The 14,910-nt window shown below is 43.3% G+C and carries 13 protein-coding genes and 1 riboswitch; of the genes, 9 read left to right on the plus strand and 4 right to left on the minus strand.

Annotated elements, in window-relative coordinates; genetic code table 11:
- Positions 1-20: 20 nt before the first annotated feature.
- On the minus strand, positions 21-1,028 hold the full coding sequence (locus AAGA51_RS02810) for an adenosine deaminase (RefSeq protein ID WP_042484307.1): 1,008 nt from the start codon (positions 1,026-1,028) through the stop codon (positions 21-23).
- Positions 1,029-1,141: 113 nt separating this feature from the next.
- Positions 1,142-1,241: riboswitch (purine riboswitch) on the minus strand.
- 169 nt (positions 1,242-1,410) lie between these two features.
- Positions 1,411-2,556 (minus strand): Na/Pi symporter, encoded by a 1,146-nt coding sequence (locus AAGA51_RS02815; RefSeq protein WP_042484304.1) that lies wholly within the window; start codon positions 2,554-2,556, stop codon positions 1,411-1,413.
- A gap of 397 nt (positions 2,557-2,953) precedes the next feature.
- Here AAGA51_RS02815 and nhaR point away from each other — a divergent pair, with 397 nt between their 5' ends.
- Both nhaR and AAGA51_RS02825 read left to right on the plus strand, forming a co-directional pair.
- On the plus strand, positions 2,954-3,844 hold the full coding sequence (gene nhaR / locus AAGA51_RS02820) for a transcriptional activator NhaR (protein WP_042484300.1): 891 nt from the start codon (positions 2,954-2,956) through the stop codon (positions 3,842-3,844).
- Positions 3,845-4,218: 374 nt separating this feature from the next.
- The gene (locus AAGA51_RS02825) at positions 4,219-4,512 is read left to right on the plus strand and encodes an ArsR/SmtB family transcription factor (protein ID WP_042484297.1); all 294 of its coding nucleotides are present in this window, start codon (positions 4,219-4,221) and stop codon (positions 4,510-4,512) included.
- An 83-nt stretch (positions 4,513-4,595) separates the two neighbouring features.
- Here AAGA51_RS02825 and rpsT read toward each other — a convergent pair whose 3' ends face one another.
- Positions 4,596-4,856, minus strand: coding sequence for a 30S ribosomal protein S20 (gene rpsT / locus AAGA51_RS02830; RefSeq protein ID WP_042484294.1), 261 nt, complete (start codon positions 4,854-4,856; stop codon positions 4,596-4,598).
- Between the two features lie 259 nt (positions 4,857-5,115).
- Here rpsT and murJ point away from each other — a divergent pair, with 259 nt between their 5' ends.
- The 6 genes from murJ to ispH all read left to right on the plus strand — a co-directional run bounded on the left by murJ (position 5,116) and on the right by ispH (position 12,691).
- Entirely contained in the window at positions 5,116-6,678 is a 1,563-nt protein-coding gene (gene murJ / locus AAGA51_RS02835) for a murein biosynthesis integral membrane protein MurJ (RefSeq protein WP_042484291.1), read from the plus strand.
- A gap of 71 nt (positions 6,679-6,749) precedes the next feature.
- Positions 6,750-7,685 carry a bifunctional riboflavin kinase/FAD synthetase gene (gene ribF / locus AAGA51_RS02840; RefSeq protein ID WP_042484288.1) on the plus strand — a complete coding sequence of 312 codons (936 nt, stop codon included), beginning with the start codon at positions 6,750-6,752 and terminating at the stop codon, positions 7,683-7,685.
- A gap of 63 nt (positions 7,686-7,748) precedes the next feature.
- Entirely contained in the window at positions 7,749-10,610 is a 2,862-nt protein-coding gene (gene ileS / locus AAGA51_RS02845) for an isoleucine--tRNA ligase (protein WP_042484286.1), read from the plus strand.
- Positions 10,611-10,624: 14 nt separating this feature from the next.
- Positions 10,625-11,131, plus strand: coding sequence for a signal peptidase II (lspA, locus tag AAGA51_RS02850; RefSeq protein ID WP_042484282.1), 507 nt, complete (start codon positions 10,625-10,627; stop codon positions 11,129-11,131).
- Between the two features lie 143 nt (positions 11,132-11,274).
- Complete coding sequence (gene fkpB / locus AAGA51_RS02855; protein WP_042484279.1) at positions 11,275-11,706, plus strand: FKBP-type peptidyl-prolyl cis-trans isomerase; 432 nt, start codon at positions 11,275-11,277, stop codon at positions 11,704-11,706.
- Positions 11,707-11,728: 22 nt separating this feature from the next.
- Positions 11,729-12,691 (plus strand): 4-hydroxy-3-methylbut-2-enyl diphosphate reductase, encoded by a 963-nt coding sequence (gene ispH, locus AAGA51_RS02860; protein WP_042484277.1) that lies wholly within the window; start codon positions 11,729-11,731, stop codon positions 12,689-12,691.
- An 88-nt stretch (positions 12,692-12,779) separates the two neighbouring features.
- On the opposite strand, the gene AAGA51_RS02865 is transcribed toward ispH, so the two are convergent.
- Complete coding sequence (locus AAGA51_RS02865; protein WP_042484272.1) at positions 12,780-14,264, minus strand: carbon starvation CstA family protein; 1,485 nt, start codon at positions 14,262-14,264, stop codon at positions 12,780-12,782.
- Between the two features lie 268 nt (positions 14,265-14,532).
- Here AAGA51_RS02865 and AAGA51_RS02870 point away from each other — a divergent pair, with 268 nt between their 5' ends.
- Positions 14,533-14,874, plus strand: coding sequence for a DUF2799 domain-containing protein (locus AAGA51_RS02870; protein WP_042484271.1), 342 nt, complete (start codon positions 14,533-14,535; stop codon positions 14,872-14,874).
- The last annotated feature ends 36 nt before the right edge of the window (positions 14,875-14,910 follow it).

Below are 14,910 nucleotides of genomic sequence, written 5' to 3' on the forward strand. Positions count from 1 at the left end.
GAGGCAGATTGTTTTGGTAACTATAGGTATTGAGCTAAGTAAGCTTTAGTTTGTTCGGTCATACGCGCTTTTTCCTGGTCAGAAATAAAGCTCGCTTCAATCGCATTCAAGGTGAATTGCGTTAACTCTTGGTAAGACATAGGGTGAGCATCCGCGACTGCGTTGAAGTTATCTGTCATGTAACCGCCAAAATACGCTGGGTCGTCAGAATTGATGGTGACGCAAAGCCCTTGACGCAGCAGTTGCACAATGTTGTGCTGTTCCATCTGCTGAAAAACTTTCAGTTTCAAGTTCGAAAGAGGGCATACAGTCAATGGCATACGAGTTTGTTTAAGTTCTTCCACTAATGCTGCATCTTCAACACAGCGCACACCGTGGTCGACACGTTGTACACCCAAAAGGTCGATAGCGTTACGGATATTCATTGCTGGACCTTCTTCACCAGCGTGAGCGACGGTAATAAAACCCGCGTTTCTCGCTTCACGGAACACATTCTCAAACTTCTCCGGCGGGTGACCTTGTTCAGAAGAGTCCAAACCAACGCCGATGATTTTATCTTTAAATGGCAATGCCTGAAGCAAGGTTTCCATCGCAGCGGGTTCGCTCAGGTGGCGTAAGAAACACATAATGATTTGGCTAGAAATACCTAACTCTTGCTGTGCTTTATCAAGTGCTTTGCTAATACCATTGATCACGGTTCCAAACGCGATTCCACGATCGGTATGAGTTTGTGGGTCAAAGAAAATCTCAGTATGGATAACGTTGTCTTGCTTGCAACGAAGCATATAAGCCCAAGTAAGATCGAAGAAATCCTGCTCGTGAATCAGAACATTCGCGCCCTGATAATAGATGTCGAGAAAAGACTGTAGGTTTGAAAACTGATAAGCCGCATGAACTTCTTCTGGAGAAGAGAAGGGGATGTTAATGTTGTTGCGTTTTGCCAGTTCAAACATCAACTCTGGCTCAAGAGAACCTTCAATGTGTAAATGAAGTTCAACTTTTGGCAGTTGTTGGATAAATCGTTTCATATATGCTCTTAATCCTCATGTGATTAATCGCTTTTCATCTTGAGTGGTGTTTTACCTTTATTACCTTATAGGTATGTGAGGTAAATGGAGCCCATACAAAGAGAAAGCGATAACCTATTCGCTTAACTCTTCGTAATCAGAATTTTACGGATTCTGGTAGAGACCCCCACACCGTATCAGTGGGGTTATACGAAGCAACTTTTGCTATTTTCAAATCTATAATCAGTAAGTTTTACTGTTAGATTTGAAAATAAGAAACTTTAAACAAATGATAACGCAATTATTTGTAATTGCCACTTTTAACAATAAGCAAAGATTCTGGTTTTACTTCTGATATAAAAAAAAGCTCCCCTTGTAGGAGAGCTTCTTGAAGTGATTCGATTTAAGACAAAGCAAGAATTACGCTTGGGATAACGATGAATACTGAGAGTAAGTATCCTGCAACCACAGACTTACTTTTCACCGCCATGTCTGAAATGTAATCGGCGCCTTTCAACGGAATTTCGCGTAAGAACGGAACACCGTAAATCAAGATTGTCGCAAGTACGTTGAACGATAGGTGTACCAGAGCAATCTGTAGTGCGAACACTGCAAACTCACCTGAAACCGCTGTTGCAGCCAGCAGAGCTGTAATACAAGTACCGATGTTAGCACCAAGGGTAAATGGGTACACTTCGCGAACTTTTAGTACACCAGAACCTACAAGAGGAACCATCAAGCTAGTTGTTGTTGAAGAAGACTGAACCAATACTGTCACAACAGTACCAGAGGCAATACCGTGTAGCGGACCGCGACCAATAGCGTGTTGCAGAATTTCACGAGCACGGCCAACCATTAGGCTCTTCATCAGCTTGCCAATCACGGTAATCGCAACAAAGATCGTCGCAATACCAAGAACCACTAATGCAATACCGCCAAACATGTCACCAAGAACCGCTAGTTGATGTTTTAGTGCGCCTACAACAGGGCTAGTGATTGGTTTGATGAAGTTCAGACCTTTCATGCTCATATCACCGCCAGCAAGGAATGGTGATACTAACCAGTGAGAAATTTTCTCTAGTAGACCGAACATGATCTCTAAAGGAAGGAATATGACAACGGCAAGCAAGTTGAAAAAGTCGTGAATAGTTGCACTTGCGAATGCGCGTTTGAACTCTTCTTTACAACGAATGTGACCAAGGCTAACGATAGTGTTGGTTACTGTTGTACCAATGTTCGCGCCCATTACCATAGGAATTGCAGTTTCGATAGGTAAACCACCGGCAACCAGACCTACGATGATTGATGTGACTGTACTTGAAGATTGGATCAGGGCTGTCGCCACTAAGCCAATCATTAATCCTGCAACTGGGTGTGAAGCAAACTCAAAAAGCACTTTTGCTTGTTCAGCTGCCGCCCATTTAAAGCCATCGCCTACCATTGTTACGGCAAGTAATAGCAAATAAATCATGAAAGCCAAGTTTGTCCAGCGAAGCGTACGAGTCGTTGACGAAATCGGAGCCGCTGTTGAAGCTGCTTGGTTTATCATTGTTTTCTCCATTGACCTTAATTAACTACATTTGGTCTGTTGTTGAATCTGTCGGCGATAGTAGAACCCGAATATTTCAGTAATATGACAGTTCTGTAATAAATAGATATTTTTGTTAATTAGATTCAATTTGGAGCATGTGAGCTTTTTGATGTGTTTTTATCTATATGAATAATAAGAGTATTTTTATGTGTTTTGGATTTGATTAGCACTAGGTAAAATGCCATTTTTTTGTTTATCTATTAGCTAAACATGACGCAAGAGTCACAAAGAAAATAACTGATGTAGAAAAAAATGTAGTTAATCTTTATTTTGTTCGGTTTTTTCGAGTTAATTGATTGATGCTGGGTGTTTGGTTTAACCTTAGCGATTATTTGGCTACTGAGTCTCGGCAACTATGTCTCATTTAAACTATAACCACCTTTATTACTTTTGGATGGTATGCAAGCAAGGTTCTGTTACTAAAGCGGCAGATGCTTTGTTCCTCACTCCTCAAACGGTAACAGGTCAAATCAAAGCTTTTGAAGAGCGTATGGACGGTAAACTGACCAAACGCAATGGCAGAAGTATTGAACCCACTGAGCTTGGGCAGTTGGTGTTTAAGTATGCAGACCGAATGTTTGGTTTAAGTTATGAGATGCTGGACATCGTTAACTACAGTCAGCGTTCCAATGTTCTTTTTGATGTTGGCGTTGCGGATGCGCTGTCTAAAAGGTTAGTGAGTAAGATTCTGATGACCACCATTCCAGAAGACAACAGTATTCATTTACGTTGTTTTGAATCTACTCACGAACTTCTCCTTGAGCAGTTATCCCAACATAAACTGGATATGATTCTTTCTGATTGTCCTGTTGATTCAAGCCAAAGCCCGGGTTTGTTTAGTAAAAAGCTGGGGGAAAGTAACATGGGATTTTTTGCTCGAAATCATCTTGGCAAAGTTTCATTCCCTGCGGTTTTAGAAGAACGTAAGTTGCTAATGCCGGGAAGTCGTACATCAATGGGGCGAAAAGTCCGTCAATGGTTCGATCACCAAGGTATTCAACCGAACATTCTTGGCGAGTTTGATGATTCTGCGTTAATGAAAGCATTTGCTCGATACCACCCAGAAGCGATTTTCTTAGCGCCACTGCTTTATGTAACCGAAGTGGTTGATGATTTTTCCCTGCAGTTGATCGCACCTATCGAAGAAGTGAAGGAAGAGTATTACGTTATCTTTGCTGAACGGATGATTCAGCATCCGGCGGTCAAAAATATATGTGACGCAGATTTCACAAAATTGTTCGAATGAGACTTTTGTCATTATTTACAGTTGGATTAACTTCACACAATTTGATAAAAAGAACAATTATTACACAGGGCTAATTAATTCGAGCAGAAATAAAGGCGCAAGTTATGAATCAATAAGAATTCAGATGCGTCGCAGAAATAAAATTAACTGATATTACCAAAACACTTTACCCCGCTAATATGCCGCATAACGATAGCCAAGCTAATTGAAGTAAAGGCAGGCGACAAGATCATGACCCCATGAGCATAGCTATTATGTTATTGGGTAAGTAAACGTCGTCAGCAAAGCTATTGCTTCAATAGAAAGGTTATTTTGAATTAGTTTATTATGCCGACTTAAGAGCGTTTTAGAAGTTGTTCCTAGGGGACTTATTCATGAATCTACAAGAAATGGAAAAGAATTCCGCTCAGGCGGTTGTTCTACTCAAAGCGATGGCGAATGAAAGGCGTTTACAAATTCTTTGCTTGCTGCACAACCAAGAGTTGTCGGTAGGTGAGTTATGCGGAAAACTAGAATTAAGCCAATCAGCACTTTCGCAGCATTTAGCATGGTTGAGACGAGATGGATTGGTCAACACGCGTAAATCTGCACAAACAGTATTTTATACTCTAAGTAGTGATGAAGTGAAAAAGATGATTGAGTTGCTTCACAATCTGTACTGTGAGTAGCTGATTTAGAAAATGAGTTAAATCAGAAAATAAAAAAACCGGCAAAAGCCGGTTTTTTTCATCGCTGATAATTCAAGCCAGAATTATAGTGCTTTGATAGCTGCAGCGAAGCGAGACTTATGACGAGCTGCTTTATTCTTGTGAATAAGGCCTTTAGTCGCCATGCGGTCTAGGATTGGTGTAACTACAGCAAAAGCAGCAGTTGCAGTTTCTTTGTCGCCTGCTTGGATAGCAGCAACAGTTTTCTTCATGTAAGTGCGCATCATAGAACGACGGCTAGCATTGTGCTGGCGACGTTTCTCAGCTTGGATAGCGCGCTTCTTAGCAGATTTACTATTTGCCAAGGGTCTAACTCCCAAAAACTTTTCGTTAGGTAACATTTTAAGGGCGAGGAATATCCCCTATTTGCTCTAAAATGTCAAATGATTTGTGCAAAAACCCACCTGAACCAAACAAGTTTGGTATAAGAAGGCCTTCGCGGTTAAGATGGCGTGGATTCTAACAGTATTTTTTTTTCAATGCTAATACTTATCTGCTCTCTGAATGACATTCTTTGCATTCAGTGGGCGACTATGTTGTTTTAGCTTGTTTTTCGAGGTTATCGTGAGCAAACGCTTACTCAAGTCTGGCATGATTGTCAGTGCCATGACGCTTATCTCCCGCGTGCTGGGATTAGTGCGTGATATCGTTGTTGCAAATCTTATGGGAGCTGGTGCCAGCGCAGACGTATTCTTCTTCGCCAACCGTATTCCTAACTTTTTACGTCGTCTGTTTGCAGAAGGGGCTTTCTCTCAAGCCTTTGTTCCAGTGTTAACTGAGTATCATGCCTCTGGTGATATGAACAAAACTCGAGATCTGATAGCCAAAGCGTCGGGTACATTAGGGGTATTAGTCTCTATTGTAACGGTGCTGGGTATTGTGTTCTCTGGTGTTGTTACAGCATTGTTTGGTGCAGGTTGGTTTCTGGACTGGCTAAATGACGGGCCCGCAGCGCCAAAATTCGAACTGGCGAGCCTGCTTCTTAAAATCACCTTTCCTTATTTATGGTTCATTACTTTTGTTGCTTTGTCGGGAGCCATATTAAACACCCTTGGTAAGTTCGCGGTTTCTTCGTTTACGCCCGTGTTCCTAAACGTCATGATGATCTTATCCGCTTGGTATATTTCGCCAAACTTGGATCAGCCAGAAATTGGTTTAGCAATAGGTGTGTTTTTAGGTGGTTTAGTTCAGTTTTTATTCCAACTGCCGTTTTTGATCAAAGCTGGAGCCTTAGTTAAGCCAAAATGGGGATGGAAAGATCCTGGAGTGGTCAAAATTCGCACTTTGATGATTCCGGCTTTGTTTGGTGTGTCAGTGAGCCAAATTAACCTTCTATTTGATTCGTTTGTTGCCAGTTTCCTACAAACGGGTTCTATCAGTTGGCTTTATTACTCTGATCGCTTACTGGAATTCCCGCTAGGTTTGTTCGGTATTGCGATCGCAACGGTTATTCTGCCGGCACTTTCACGCAAACACGTTGACGCGCACAGTGAAGGGTTTTCACATACCATGGATTGGGGCGTGCGCATGGTCACTCTGTTAGGTGTACCTGCCATGCTGGGGTTGATGGTGTTGGCGAAACCAATGCTGATGGTACTCTTCATGCGCGGCGAGTTCTCGGCCAATGACGTTGAACAAGCTTCGATGTCCTTGCTGGCTTATGCTGCTGGTCTGCTGAACTTTATGCTGATCAAGGTTCTTGCTCCGGGGTATTACTCGCGCCAAGACACGAGAACGCCTGTTCGCTACGGTATTATCGCTATGGTGAGTAACATGGTTTTTAACGCCATCTTTGCTTGGTTCTATGGCTTCGTAGGTTTGGCAGCGGCAACGGCACTATCTGCCTTCATTAATATGGCTTTGCTTTATAACGGTTTGCATCAGCAAGGTGTTTACAAGCTTTCAAGTAAAACAGTGCTGTTTTTTGCTCGACTGATTGTTGCTGGCGGCGCTATGGTAGCTGCTATTTTATGGCAGTTAGAAGATATGTCGGTTTGGCTTGAGTGGAGCTTCCACAACCGTGCATTAATGTTGGCCGCGCTGATTGCTTTAGGTGCAATTGTTTATTTGCTCACCGCATTGATTCTAGGCTTGCGCCTAAAGGATTTAAAAGCGGCGACAGAATAATGTTAATTAGGGTATAATCCGCCAGTTTCGCACCAATATAACTGAGAACTATAGGTTTTAAACGTATTCCAATGGAATTAATACGCGGTATTCATAATATCAAAGCACAGCATAATGGTTGTGTGTTGACGATTGGTAATTTTGACGGTGTTCACTTAGGACATCAGCAAGTTCTGCAGAAAGTCTCTGAACAAGCCAAAAAGCTGAATTTACCTTCAGTCGTAATGACATTTGAACCGCAGCCTATGGAGCTTTTCTTAAAAGATAAAGCCCCTGCTCGGTTAACACGTTTGAGAGATAAGTTTGTTCAACTGAGTAAACTGGATATTGATCGACTGTTGTGTGTGAATTTTAACCATCATTTTGCCAGTCTAGATGCGGACAGTTTTATCCGTGACTTGTTGGTAAAACGTTTGGGTGTTAAGTTTCTGGTTGTTGGCGACGATTTTTGTTTCGGCCGTGAGCGCAAAGGTAATTTTGCTATGCTCAAAGAGGCTGGGCAAAAGTACGGATTTGAAGTCGTCAGCACGGAAAGTTTCTGCTTAGAAGAGCTTCGTGTGAGTAGTACGGCGATTCGAGAATCGCTGGCCGAAAACGATCTGACGGGAACGTCAGAAATGCTGGGAAGAAACTATAGTATTAGCGGTCGAGTTTCCCATGGTCGAAAACTGGGTCGTACTATCGGATTTCCTACGGCAAATATTCCACTAAAACGCTGTGTTTCACCTGTGTCTGGTGTGTATGTTGTCGAAGCTTATGGGCTCGGTGAACAACCTATTGGTGGTGTGGCGAATATTGGCCAACGACCAACAGTAAATGGTGTTCGTCAGCAGCTAGAAGTGCACTTATTTGACTTCCAAGGCAATTTGTATGGAAAGCAGTTAGAAGTAGCACTTTTGCATAAGCTAAGAGATGAAAAGAAGTTTGAGTCGTTTGATGCGCTTAAACAACAAATAGAATTGGATGCTGAAGCGGCTAGGGTGTGGTTGCTTCAGTTTAAGAATTAGCCAGTTGATTCCACTGGTTAAAATAATGTCTAACTTCGCCCAATACAACGGAATTAAGAATCGATGAGTGACTATAAAAATACCCTGAACTTACCTGAGACAGGGTTCCCAATGCGCGGTGATCTGGCCAAACGTGAGCCAGCAATGTTAGAGCGTTGGTACCAAGAAGATCTATACGGTGAAATCCGTAAAGCTAAAAAAGGCAAAAAATCTTTCATCCTGCATGATGGCCCTCCATATGCCAACGGTGATATTCACATTGGTCACGCACTTAATAAGATTCTTAAAGACATTATTATTAAATCTAAAACGCTTTCTGGTTTTGACTCTCCATATATTCCGGGTTGGGACTGTCACGGCTTACCAATCGAGTTGATGGTCGAAAAGAAAGTGGGCAAACCAGGCCAAAAAGTGACTGCTGCTGAGTTCCGCGAAAAATGTCGCGAATACGCTGCGGGTCAAGTTGAAGGCCAAAAAGAAGGCTTCAAACGTCTTGGTATTCTTGGTGAGTGGGACAAACCGTACCGCACTATGGATTTTGCAACTGAAGCAAACATCATCCGTGCGCTAGGCAAAATTGCTGACAACGGCCACTTACTAAAAGGTTTCAAACCTGTTCACTGGTGTACAGATTGTGGTTCAGCACTGGCAGAAGCAGAAGTTGAGTACAAAAACAAAGTTTCTCCTTCTATTGATGTGCGTTTCAAAGCAGCAGATGAAGCGACACTTCTGTCTAAGTTTGATCTGAAATCTGATCATGCTGGGGAAGGTGATGTTTCAATCGTAATCTGGACAACAACACCATGGACGCTTCCAGCGAACCGTGCAGTGTGTCTACGTGACGATCTTGAGTACGTTCTTATTCAAGTAGAAGGCGATTCTGAAAAAGATCAGCAGCCTGAGCGTATTATTGTTGCTTCTGAGCTAGCAAAAGAAGTGATGGATCGTGCGGGTATCGAGCATTTCCATAATCTAGGTTTTGCTAAAGGTAGCGACCTTGAGCTGGCTCAGTTCCAACACCCATTCTATGACTTCACTGTTCCTGCGATCCTTGGTGATCACGTAACAACAGATTCAGGTACTGGTGTGGTTCACACAGCACCTGGACACGGTCAAGAAGACTTTGCCGTTGGTCAGAAGTACGGTCTAGAAGTGGCGAACCCAGTAGGTTCAAACGGTGTTTACCTTCCAGACACTGAGTTCTTTGCTGGTCAACACGTATTTAAAGCAAACGATGCTGTTGTTGAGTTGCTAAAAGAAAAAGGCGCCTTATTGCATCATCACGCTTATGAGCACAGCTACCCACACTGCTGGCGTCATAAAACACCAATCATCTTCCGTGCAACACCACAATGGTTCGTTTCAATGGATCAAGCGGGTCTTCGTGCACAAGCTCTGAAATCAATCAAGAGTGTTCAATGGATGCCTGAATGGGGTCAAAGCCGTATTGAAGGCATGATCGAAGGCCGTCCTGAATGGTGTGTATCTCGTCAACGTACTTGGGGTGTGCCAATTGCTCTGTTCGTTCATAAAGAAACGTCTGAACTTCATCCAAACAGCGCTGAACTGATTGAAAAAGTTGCGAAACTTGTTGAAGAGAAAGGCATTCAAGCATGGTGGGACGTTGAACCTGCTGAACTGCTTGGTGCGGACGCTGAGAAATACGAAAAAGTATTAGACACGCTAGACGTATGGTTTGACTCTGGTGTTACTCACTACGCAGTAGTTGATAACCGTGAAGAGTTCAACGGCGCGGAAGCGGACATGTACCTAGAAGGTTCTGACCAACACCGTGGCTGGTTCCAGTCTTCTCTAATTTCATCTATCGCGATGAAAGGCAAAGCTCCATATAAAGAAGTATTAACTCACGGTTTCGTGGTTGATGGTCAAGGCCGTAAGATGTCTAAATCTATCGGTAACGTGGTTGCTCCTAAAGATGTGACCAATAAACTTGGCGCAGACATTCTTCGTCTATGGGTTGCTTCGACTGACTACACTGGTGAAGTTGCGGTTTCTGATGAAATCCTGAAACGTAGTGCAGATTCATACCGTCGTATCCGTAACACGGCTCGTTTCTTCCTAGCTAACCTAAACGGTTTCAATCCAGCAACGGACATGGTTGCAGCGGAAGATATGGTTGCTCTGGATCGTTGGGCTGTGGCGCGTGCCTTTGCTGCACAACAAGAAATTGTGAAAGCATATGATGAGTACAACACTCACGCGGTTGTTCAACGCCTAATGCATTTCTGTTCTGTAGAAATGGGTTCTTTCTACCTAGACGTGATTAAAGACCGTCAGTACACAGCGAAAAAAGGCGGCCACGCTCAACGTAGCTGTCAAACAGCGCTTTACTACATCGTAGAAGCTTTGGTTCGTTGGATGGCGCCAATCATGTCGTTCACAGCGGATGAAATCTGGAACGAAATGCCAGCTAAGCAAGAAAACGGTGAAGAGCGCAGCAAGTTTGTATTCACTGGCGAATGGTACCAAGGTCTGTTTGGTCTTGTTGAAGGCGAAGAGCTTAACAACGAGTTCTGGACTGAAATCCAAGAGATTCGCGGTGCGGTGAACAAACTGCTTGAAAATGCACGTAACGAGAAAACTATTGGTGGTTCTCTGCAAGCTGAAGTGACTCTGTTTGCTGATGACGCACTAGCAGCGAAACTCAACAAGCTTGAAGATGAACTTCGCTTCGTACTACTGACTTCTAAAGCTGCGGTTAAACCAGTCTCTGAGAAGACAGAAGCTGCACATGAAACTGAGATCGAAGGCTTGTTCGTTCAAGTAAGCAAAACTGAAGCAGAGAAGTGTGACCGTTGTTGGCACCATACTGCAGACGTTGGCACTATTGCTGGTCACGAGAAAATCTGTGGTCGCTGTGTGTCGAACGTTGACGGCGAAGGCGAAGTTCGTAAATTCGCATAACCAAAGGCGTTTACATGACACAGCAAGCATTAACGCTAAAACAATCAGGAGTGCGCTGGCTATGGCTGGCCCTCTTGGTGTTTGTGGCAGACATTGGCATTAAATTAGTTGTAATGAATAGCATGGGCTATGGTTGGGAAAATCGTATTGAGATTCTTCCTTTCTTCAACCTGCTATATGTTCATAACTATGGCGCGGCTTTTAGCTTTTTGAGCGATCAAGCGGGCTGGCAGCGTTGGTTCTTTACTGCAATTGCATTTGTTGTAACAGGTTTACTCGCATTTTGGATGAGACGTCTACCTGCTAGCGATAAATGGAATAACATCGCTTATGCGCTGATTATTGGTGGCGCTGTGGGTAACGTGTTTGACCGCGTTGTTCACGGATTTGTTGTTGATTATCTTGATTTTTACTGGGGTAATTACCACTGGCCGGCCTTCAATTTAGCCGATAGCGCAATTTGTATTGGTGCTGCGATGATTATCTTAGATAGTTTCCGTAGCAGTAAAAAAGCGGCGTAAGTTCTATCAAAGCCTAATAACCCTAAGCGCTGTCCGTTGATTCGGAGAGCGCTTTTTGTTAGAAGAACAATCAATATTTGAAATTCAAATAAAAGAAATAAACGAGACGAAAAAGATCTCGAACAATCTAAAGGAAGCCCAACGTGACAACAATTAATCAGAACTCTGCTGTAACTCTGCATTTTACTATCAAATTAAAAGATGGCTCTGTAGCCGACAGTACACATAATTTAGGCAAGCCAGCTAAGTTTGTGATTGGCGATGGCAGCCTGAGTGAAAACTTTGAAAAATGCCTTATCGGAATGACTGCTGGACAAAGCCAAGCGATCGAATTGATTGCGGAAGATGCTTTTGGACAGCCAAACCCAGACAACATCCACCATATGGACCGAGCGAAATTTATCGGTGAAACAGAGGTGGAAGTGGGTACCATTATGGCGTTTAGTGGCCCTGACGGTATGGAAATTCCGGGGATCATCACTGAGATTGTCGGTGATTCCGTGACGGTGGATTTTAACCACCCGCTAGCCGGACAAGATGTTATCTTTGATGTCGAAATCTTGTCTGTCGAATAACTGATTACTTATTAATACATCCATGAGCAATAACATGAAAATACTGTTAGCTAACCCTCGCGGCTTCTGCGCTGGTGTTGATCGTGCCATCAGCATTGTAGAACGTGCATTAGAAATGTATCAGCCACCTATCTATGTTCGTCATGAAGTCGTACACAACCGTTTTGTGGTTGAAGGGCTAAAACAACGTGGAGCGGTTTTTGTCGAAGAACTGCATGAAGTTCCAGATAACAACATTGTGATTTTCTCTGCTCATGGTGTTTCTCAAGCTGTGCGTCAGGAAGCGAAAGAACGCGATTTAACCGTCTTCGATGCAACCTGTCCGTTAGTGACTAAAGTACATATGGAAGTGGCTCGTGCAAGCCGCAAGCATATGGAAGTGGTGCTTATCGGTCATGCTGGGCATCCTGAAGTTGAAGGCACTATGGGGCAATACGCCAGCGATAAAGGCGGTATGTATCTGGTAGAAAAACCAGATGATGTGATTGCTCTGGTAGAGAAAGTGAAAGATCCAAGTCATCTGCATTATGTCAGCCAAACCACCTTGTCTGTGGATGAAACGGCCGATGTGATCGATAAACTGCGCGAAGTGTTCCCTGAAATTCAAGGCCCGCGTAAGGATGATATTTGCTACGCGACACAGAACCGTCAGGATGCCGTTCGTATCCTTGCGAGTGAAGTCGATGTGATGATTGTGGTCGGTTCTAAAAACTCATCTAACTCAACACGATTGAAAGAGTTGGCTGAGAAATTAGGTACGCCAGGTTATCTGACGGACTGCCCTGAAGATGTACGTCCAGAATGGTTCGACGGTAAGAGCAAAGTGGGCGTAACGGCGGGTGCTTCAGCACCAGAAGAGTTAGTTAACCAAATTATTAATCGCATTAAAGAACTTGGTGCTACTTCTGTAGAAGAAGTGCTAGGCCGCGAAGAGAATATGTTCTTCGAAGTACCAAAAGAACTGCAAATCAAGCAGGTTGATTAATTTCATATCTTCTTGATACAAAACGTGAATAAGAAAAAGGGCTCCGATTGGAGCCCTTTTAGTATCTATAAGACTTTATTGATACAGATTAAACCGTTTCAGTCACACCTGTCGGTTTCTCTTCGTCAGCAAACTCAGTATCGCCTTTGCCTTTAGAGATTTTAATTACGTAAGCTGTGATAGCTAGCGCCGCGACAACACCAATGATAGTTGATAGTTGCATTGGCTGACCAAAGCCTAGCGTACCGTTGTTTAGGATAAAGGTGATACAAACTGAAGTCATGAATGCCGCTGGAACCGTTGTAATCCAGTGGAACTTGTTATGACGTAGTAGGTATGCAGAAGCTGTCCACAACATCATTACAGCTGTTGTTTGGTTAGCAAAACCGAAGTAACGCCAGATGATTCCGAAATCTACTTGAGTCAGTACGCCACCGATAATGAATAGTGGAACAGCCATTAGTAGACGGTTACGCATTGTTTTCTGTTCCATGTTGAAGTACTCAGCAAGGATCAGACGGCTTGAACGGAACGCTGTGTCGCCAGAAGTGATTGGCAGGATAACCACACCTAGGAATGCGATGATGCCACCGAATACGCCTAGTAGACCGAATGAAGCGCTGTAAACTACGTTACCTGGACCACCGTTAGCCACTGCAGCTTGAAGACCTTCAAGTGAATCGAAGAACGATAGAGCGATAGCACACCAGATTAGCGCGATGATACCTTCACCAATCATTGCTCCGTAAAATACGAAACGGCCATTAGTTTCATTTTCAATACAACGAGCCATTAGTGGAGACTGAGTAGCGTGGAAACCAGAGATAGCACCACAAGCAATGGTGATGAATAATGCTGGCCACAAAGGCATATCTTTAGGGTTCAGGTTGCTGAACATGTCGCTTGGTTCAAAGCCGCCTAGGATTTGGTGTTCGCTAGAGAATGCGATAGCTGTGATCAGACCAACAGACATGAAAATCAACAGTGCGCCAAACAGTGGGTAGAAGCGGCCGATGATTTTATCTACAGGAACGATAGTTGCGATAATGTAGTAAGCAAAAATGATGACTACCATAGTTGTCATGCTTACAGTCAGGCTAGTTTGTTCGTTGATTAGGTTAGTAATCATGCCAGCAGGCGCTGATACGAATACCACACCAACAAGCAGTAGAAGAACAATGGCAAAAATGTTCATAAAGTGTTTTGCGCCATTGCCTAAGTAACGACCTGTCATTGTTGGAACAGATGCACCACCGTTACGAATCGATAGCATACCTGAGAAGTAGTCGTGAACTGCACCAGCAAAGATACAGCCAACAACAATCCATAGCATTGCCGCAGGGCCGTATAGAGCACCCATGATTGGACCGAAGATTGGGCCAACACCAGCGATGTTAAGAAGTTGAACTAGGTAAACTTTAGGCGTTGACATGCGAACGTAGTCGACACCGTCAGCTTTTGTATGGGCAGGAGTTTTACGGCTTTCGTTGATGCCGAAGATTTTCTCTACGATAGCACCGTAGATGAAATATCCAGCTAGCAGTGCTGCTACACAAGTTAGGAACCACAACATAGCGATTGTCCTTTGTTATTGGATTATGAAATAAGCTCAATTTGCATAGTAAAGGGTTGCTAGGCTAGAAACATTCGCTTTCCTAGTGAGTGGTCGAATAGAGAATTAAGTGGTTTCTGAAGTAAATAAGCGGTCTCTGATATTGTTCAGTGGCAGTAAGAGAAAGTAAGCGGTTCTGTTGATGGATTTGAGGATTTAGCAGGAAAGAATGCACAATCAGTGGTATACCTAAAGAGCTAAAGATTATTAGCTAAGTTGAAGGTAAATAATGAAAAAAACAATAACAGTGGTAATGGTTTTAGGGCTTTTGGGGTGTGCGGCAACGGACAGCGAATTGGCGAAAGAGGGCAACTGGTATCAAATCGGCTATCAAGATGGCATGGTTGGACATTCACAACGTTCATACAAAATATTGTCAGAGCTTGGGGATGTTCAAGAATCGGATTATGAAAACGGCTATTCGCAAGGCATCGCGGAATATTGCAACCCTAACGTCGCTTATCAGATTGGCGTAAATGGTCAATATTACGAAGGTGTTTGTGAAGGAACTGATCAAGCGCAGCGATTTCGTATGGAATGGCAACGTGGCTGGAATGAGTACAATAACTAACTGAAATGTTTTACTTTCCCCTTTTATTACTCGTCA

The organism is Vibrio diazotrophicus (assembly GCF_038452265.1).
Taxonomy (GTDB): Bacteria; Pseudomonadota; Gammaproteobacteria; order Enterobacterales; family Vibrionaceae; genus Vibrio; species Vibrio diazotrophicus.

Excerpts from the sequence above, each read along its gene's own strand:
- AAGA51_RS02810 (WP_042484307.1), bottom strand. The coding sequence starts at position 1,028 with ATGAAACGATTTATCCAACAACTGCCAAAAGTTGAACTTCATTTACAC.
- AAGA51_RS02815 (WP_042484304.1), bottom strand. The coding sequence starts at position 2,556 with ATGATAAACCAAGCAGCTTCAACAGCGGCTCCGATTTCGTCAACGACT.
- nhaR (WP_042484300.1), top strand. The coding sequence starts at position 2,954 with ATGTCTCATTTAAACTATAACCACCTTTATTACTTTTGGATGGTATGC.
- AAGA51_RS02825 (WP_042484297.1), top strand. The coding sequence starts at position 4,219 with ATGAATCTACAAGAAATGGAAAAGAATTCCGCTCAGGCGGTTGTTCTA.
- ribF (WP_042484288.1), top strand. The coding sequence starts at position 6,750 with ATGGAATTAATACGCGGTATTCATAATATCAAAGCACAGCATAATGGT.
- ileS (WP_042484286.1), top strand. The coding sequence starts at position 7,749 with ATGAGTGACTATAAAAATACCCTGAACTTACCTGAGACAGGGTTCCCA.
- lspA (WP_042484282.1), top strand. The coding sequence starts at position 10,625 with ATGACACAGCAAGCATTAACGCTAAAACAATCAGGAGTGCGCTGGCTA.
- ispH (WP_042484277.1), top strand. The coding sequence starts at position 11,729 with ATGAGCAATAACATGAAAATACTGTTAGCTAACCCTCGCGGCTTCTGC.
- AAGA51_RS02865 (WP_042484272.1), bottom strand. The coding sequence starts at position 14,264 with ATGTTGTGGTTCCTAACTTGTGTAGCAGCACTGCTAGCTGGATATTTC.
- AAGA51_RS02870 (WP_042484271.1), top strand. The coding sequence starts at position 14,533 with ATGAAAAAAACAATAACAGTGGTAATGGTTTTAGGGCTTTTGGGGTGT.